5 protein-coding genes are annotated in these 5,605 nt (G+C 58.9%); all 5 read right to left on the bottom strand.

Annotation, left to right across the window (positions count from 1 at the left end):
• Positions 1 to 1,065 (bottom strand): hypothetical protein (locus tag VN887_13540; protein HXT41028.1); only part of this gene is annotated, 1,065 nt, incomplete at its 3' end.
• Positions 1,066 to 1,191: 126 nt separating this feature from the next.
• The gene (locus VN887_13535) at positions 1,192 to 1,899 is read right to left on the bottom strand and encodes a hypothetical protein (protein HXT41027.1); all 708 of its coding nucleotides are present in this window, start codon (positions 1,897 to 1,899) and stop codon (positions 1,192 to 1,194) included.
• Positions 1,900 to 1,969: 70 nt separating this feature from the next.
• On the bottom strand, positions 1,970 to 2,875 hold the full coding sequence (locus VN887_13530) for a hypothetical protein (protein HXT41026.1): 906 nt from the start codon (positions 2,873 to 2,875) through the stop codon (positions 1,970 to 1,972).
• A 9-nt stretch (positions 2,876 to 2,884) separates the two neighbouring features.
• Entirely contained in the window at positions 2,885 to 3,439 is a 555-nt protein-coding gene (locus VN887_13525) for an RNA polymerase sigma factor (GenBank protein ID HXT41025.1), read from the bottom strand.
• 166 nt (positions 3,440 to 3,605) lie between these two features.
• The gene (locus VN887_13520) at positions 3,606 to 5,381 is read right to left on the bottom strand and encodes a hypothetical protein (GenBank protein ID HXT41024.1); all 1,776 of its coding nucleotides are present in this window, start codon (positions 5,379 to 5,381) and stop codon (positions 3,606 to 3,608) included.
• Positions 5,382 to 5,605 lie beyond the last annotated feature (224 nt).

Raw genomic sequence — 5,605 nt, 5'->3', positions numbered from 1 at the left:
GCGATACGTCGCTACATACTCGCCCGCGGGATTGAACAAGAACGCCGCATTGAAGGAGTCGTAATCCTCCGCGCCGCCCGCCTCCGGCCGGCGCTCGGCATCGTCGGCGCCAAGTATCATGGAGACCTTGTGCGTGGCAATGAGGTTCGTGATGACACGAAAGTTGTCGTCGGTGAAGTTCGGCATCGAAGATTCCGGCCAGACGAGCAGATCGGGTTTTGCAGCCAGCGCCAGTTTGGACAGCTCGATGATCTTGTTGAAACGGTTCGCATCTTCGCCGTGGTCCCAGATCAACGGCTGAGGTATGCTGGGTTGAACCAGGGCGACGCTCAACTTTCGATCCGTTTGCGTCCGATCCAAAAGCCGGCCGACCCCGAAAACCATCACGACCATCAAAACGATCAAGGGGAGCCGCAGTTCCAGAAGCCAGCCCCAGCGCATGGACGGTTCGCGGATCAACCGGAGCAACGCAATGGTCAAAGACACCGAGAACCAGACGACCAGAAATGAAACGCCATAAACACCGGTCACCGACGCGATTTGAATCAACGGCGCGATGCGATATTGCGAGGCGCCCAGCAGATTCCAGGGAAAGCCGGACAAAAACCGGGCGACCACCATTTCGAGGGCGACCCAGAGCGCCGCGCAAAGGAGGCTCCACCCCGCGCGCGCCCACCAGTTCACTGTAAAGAATTCCTGTGCCGCCGCCCGCCAGCTCTGGTTCCGAACGAATTTGTTTCCCGGAAACAATTTCCAGCAAAGCCAGACCCACGCCGCCGGGTACAACGCGAGATAGGCGCTCAACGCGAGCCATCCCACGACCGCGCCCGCTGGAAACGGAATGAACAGGAGCCAGTAAAGCGACGCGAGGTAATGCGCGAGGCCGGCCAGGTAGCCGATGCGAAAGCATGGCCTGCCTCGTTGTCCCAGCGCCGCGAAAAGAAACAGACCGGGAGCGATCCAGGCCAGACCCGCAACGCCGGGCTTGGGGAAGGACGCGGCCAGCAGCAGTCCCGAGACAATGGCCGCCAAATAACGTGGATCAAGCCGCGAGAGAAATTTCACCCGGCGGAGCTTGCAGGAACCCGGCCGAAACGCAAACCGCAAAACAGTTTGCAGGCTGCGGGATGGCAGGAATCCGGCCGCGCTGTTTTCCCACGATCAACCCCGCGTCGCGCCGGCTCCGGTCTGTCACATCCCGCCGTCCAGCCGCCACTCGCCACCGATCAGCTTGAAGGGGAAGGCCGCTTCGTCCGGAGTCTCGCGGTCCGCAACATTTATCTGCGCGCCCAAATGAATTTCCCCGCCAGAAACGACCTTCCTCGCCGCGACACGAATCCCTTGAAACCGTTTGGACATACGTTCTATTTCACCGCGCAATTCGTCCGCCGGCTGTTCGGCCATTTTTTTCTGGGTCTCGGGCGTGAAACATTTTTTGATGGATTCGACATCGCCCTGTTTGACGGCCCAGAACAACGTCTGCAACGTCGCCTCGGGCGTGGCATATCCGGCAAAGTTGAGCTGGTCCGCCGTGAGCCAGGGCCGCGCTTCTGCGGAGGGCGCGCCATTGGACGCGCGCCGGCCTTCCACCACACGCAGCCGTTCGTTTTCGGCACGAACGCCCGCCCATTCCTTCACCTGGTCCCGAAGCAGATGAACCTCGTTGCGCAGCTTGTAAAGATCGCGGTTCGCGACACGAAGTCCGTCAATCTCCCGATTTTCCTGTCTGAGCTTTTCAATTTCACGGTTCTCGCGCGCGAGCCGCACGGCGGCTTCGGCATCCGCTCTTGACCGTTGGCGCTCGATATGGACTTCGTTCAACGCGCGGCGCTGGAAGAAAAATGCCAAAACCGACGCCATCAGGAACACGGCACAGGTAATCCGCATGCTTGTTTTCATTCGTAACGCCTTTTGGGTGGTTCCGCCACCGGAAGGCCGTCCCGCCGCGCTTCCGTTTTTGCGTATCGTTTCATGGCTGAGGAGATTCGGACATATAATACCTGCCGTCCTTCATTATGATGGAACGATTCTTCGGCAATTGCTGTACCGAGCCGTCGCTCAGGCAGACGATATTATGAATCGGGCACCGGGCCAAAACAACAGCCGGGTCACTCTCCGATCCGCCGGGATTCAAATACTCGTAGCTGAGATTGGCGGCGGACAAAGAAGTCCAGTTTGGCGCCGCAGTCCGTCCCTTGTCCGCCGGACAAACCAGGATTTTGGGCGTGGACAACTCGTTGCTCATCGCCAGCCAGCCGGGTGGCAGCACATCATTGTTGTCATTCGCCCAGATTCGGGCGGCGAGGCCGATCTGCTTGAGGTTGCTCACGCATTGGATTCTCAGGGCCTTGTCACTCGGGTCGCCGACACGGGCGAAAAAATCCTCATCGTTACCGGTTTGCGGCGCAGCCTGTGCTCCGGCAATGAGTTGCTGGTTTTCGGCGCGCAAGCGGGCGATCTCCTGCAACTGCGCCCGCAGCCGGGTGACCTCCTCGCGCAGTTGCTGCAACTCGCGGTTCTCCCGGCGCAACCGCTCCAACTCCTGATTTTCGGCGAGCAGTCGCTGATAGTCGAGGTTTTGGCGGCCCAACTGGTCGAGATTCTCCGCACCGGCCTTCAATTGTCTGTTCTGTTCGCGCTGTTCGGCAAGGTCCCGGTTCTGGACTGCAAGCACGAAGACGCACGAGAGGAAAATCACGGCGACGCCGAGCGCGGGCAGCCAGCGCCGCAACCACGGCGCGGGTTCATGGCGCGCGGCCGCCGCGACCGCGGGACGCGGGACGCTCACGTCGCGTTGCAGCCGTTCCAACAGGCCATCCGGCGCAGCCGGCTGCGGAGCTTTGCGCAAGATGGTTTCAATTTTTTCGTCGTTCATAGATCGTTCCTAAGCATTCCTCAGATGCGGTTCTGCCGTTCTCGCGCGCAGAAAGTCCAGCGCCTCGCGCAAACGGTACTTCACCGTGCTCGCGGCGATGTTCAGCGCCTCCGCGGTTTCGCTGAGAGACAGGCCCTGATAGTAGTGAAGGTGCACGACCTGCCGGGCGCCGTCATCAAGGCGCTCGACCAAGGCATAAACACGCCGGGACAGGTCCCGTTCCTCAACGTTTTGAAATGGGCCGGCGCCAGTGTCCGCGCATGACTCCCACCACTCATCACTCCGTGGGTCGGCGGGTCGGCGGGATCGCCGCCAGTCCACATAAACGTGATAAGCGATGCCGTGCAGCCAGGTGCCGAATCGGGATCGTCCTTGAAACGAAGCAAGGGAAAGCCACGCCTTGAAAAACGATTTTTGAGTAAGGTCGGCCGCTTCTTCGTCGTCGCCACAGAGCCGGCGCAGGTAGGCATAGATGGGCGCATAGTGAAGCTCAACCAGTTCGGACGCCGCCGAAGCATCGCCTTCCCGGGCGCGGTCGCATAACGTTTGAATCTGGTCGCTCATGCTGTTCGTGTCATCAGATTAGTCGCAACGGAACGCCCGGTTGGACAAAAGAATCTTCCGGTCCGCACGAAATCCCTGGCCAAGATCAATCGGAAGCCCGTTCTGCGAGAAGGTAAAATCCCCGGTTCAGGCGACCGGGTTGCGGGAGCAACGTAAAGGTGCGCAACTACCTGCCGGCGGCCGGCGACGAACGCCAGACCCAGTCGCCATCCTTTTCGTCGAACAAAGTCCTGCCGGACGTGCCGCCGTCATCCTTTGTATTCCAGCCGACGGAATAGAGAACGAACTGGCCGTCGTCCGTGCGACGGTATTTCAGAGGTTCGCCGGTGATTACATCGTTGGGCAATTGGGAAATGAACCCCGGGACAAGCGCGTCGAGTTTTTCGGGAAACGATCCATTGGCAAGCCGGTAGCGTTCCAATACGCAGGCAAGCGCAGCCTGGCCGGCGGCGGTTTGTGCCATCGCAGCTTTCAAAGGTACCTTGTTCAATTCGGGCAGGAATAGTGCTGCAATAACCTGGTGATGGAGGACAGCATTCAGGCCCTTTCCGAGGCGACCTCCGGAAACCTCCCGTTCGAGATCATGGGCGTGGAGCGAGACCTGATCCACAAAAACTCTTTTTCCAGCCGCGTCCAAGGCCCCTTCCAATTGAAGTTCATAAAGCCGGCAATAATTAAGCTGTTCAAGATTGTACCATCCACGCGGGGCGACCGCACTCAGCTGGATTGCGAGATCGCCGCCAAATGAGTTGTCTCGATCGACGAGATCAAACAGGTCGCTTGGGCGGTATTTTCGACGATACAGAAGATCGGCCGTCAAAACTCCTGCCGCCCGCTCTCCGTCAAGGGGCAATTTCATGTCCTCAAAAAAATTATACCGCTGAAGACGTGATTGAATCTCATTAAGCTGGGCGTCAGACCAGCGGCGTTCGGCCAAACCCTCCCAAATCGGCTGGGTTTCGATCTCAAAACAAGCGAGGCGTACCAGATAGGAAATCAAAAAGGGTTCGTCTTTTATCGAGTCGGCCAGGTGTAGCGACAGCTTCACGTCCTCCAAAGCGTTTTTGCTCTGACCGGCGGCGAGTTCGGCGCAGGCGCGGAGTCGCAGGCGCTGGCAGGTGGATTTGATTTGTGCGAGGTGAGGAATCAGAATTCCCCAGGGATTATCCAAATCGTAAACCACCGGATATCTCGAATACGGCCGTTGGATGGCGGCGCGGAGTTCCGCCAGAATGGTTTCGTCGGTTTTAAATCCCTCCAACACCATCGGAGCGGCTTGGGCACGCGACTCCAGGTCGAGTTTGTCCGACTCGAATTCCTGGCCCCGTTTCAATTGGCCAGACCGAATTGCATCAAGGGCCATTTGCCAGGCAACGAGGTCAACGAATTTTCTGCTGCTTCGGTCCTTGTCCGCCCTGGAGAAAACCCTCTCGTTGATTTCCACGAAATGGTCCCCCCATTGCTTGTCGATCCCACCCAAAGGTCCCTTTGGAAACCAGGCTTTGAGAAAGGGCGTGGCGGCGAAGTTTTGGTCGTCTGGCACGGGTTTGGGAATGAAGGCCCTGTAATCAAGCTGCTCACCGCGCGCTTCAAGCTTCCGCCGATATTTGTTCCAGACCCGCGCACCGCGCCAGTTTTCCTCGGCATAAAACAGCGCGACCAATGTGAGAAGACAAACCAGACCGAAAAGAAAACGGCGAAAATTGCGCCAGCAACACAACCAGCGGACGAACCGGACGACCAGCACCGCGGCAAGTCCGACGCCCACCGATATCGCCTCCGCGAATAACGCCAACTCCGCAGCTTCCGCTGCGGACTGCAACACAAATCCAACGCAAAAAACGACGACAAACACGGCGACGGCCAGCAGCCCAAACCATAGATACAGTTTCCGCCGCCCCCGCCAGGGCCGGGTCCAAATGCTTCGCGATTCCTCGCTCATGTTCGTTCCGCTTTCGTTCTGCGACCGCGGCCAGTCGCGCCTCCCGCATTAAGCTGCCGCGATTTCATGAGGTCCTTCACTGCGCGGACGAGGCTCCAAAGGCTTTGGTGGTTCGACCGCCGTTGGCGACCCGATCAACTCTACCAGCAGACGTCGACGCTCTTGTAGTGCCATCAGCATGTCCGGCATCAAGACCGCTTTCGAGGTCCTCGCGATTTGCGCCG

Origin of the sequence: Candidatus Angelobacter sp. (assembly GCA_035607015.1) — a bacterium.
GTDB lineage: Bacteria > Verrucomicrobiota > Verrucomicrobiia > Limisphaerales > AV2 > AV2.
The sequence above is the reverse complement of the archived record's forward strand: the minus strand, read 5'-3'. Positions and strand labels throughout refer to the sequence as shown.

What these genes read in the sequence shown, in the direction of transcription:
- VN887_13525 (HXT41025.1), bottom strand. Translation starts at nt 3,439, where the DNA reads ATGAGCGACCAGATTCAAACGTTATGCGACCGCGCCCGGGAAGGCGAT.
- VN887_13530 (HXT41026.1), bottom strand. Translation starts at nt 2,875, where the DNA reads ATGAACGACGAAAAAATTGAAACCATCTTGCGCAAAGCTCCGCAGCCG.
- VN887_13535 (HXT41027.1), bottom strand. Translation starts at nt 1,899, where the DNA reads ATGAAAACAAGCATGCGGATTACCTGTGCCGTGTTCCTGATGGCGTCG.
- VN887_13520 (HXT41024.1), bottom strand. Translation starts at nt 5,381, where the DNA reads ATGAGCGAGGAATCGCGAAGCATTTGGACCCGGCCCTGGCGGGGGCGG.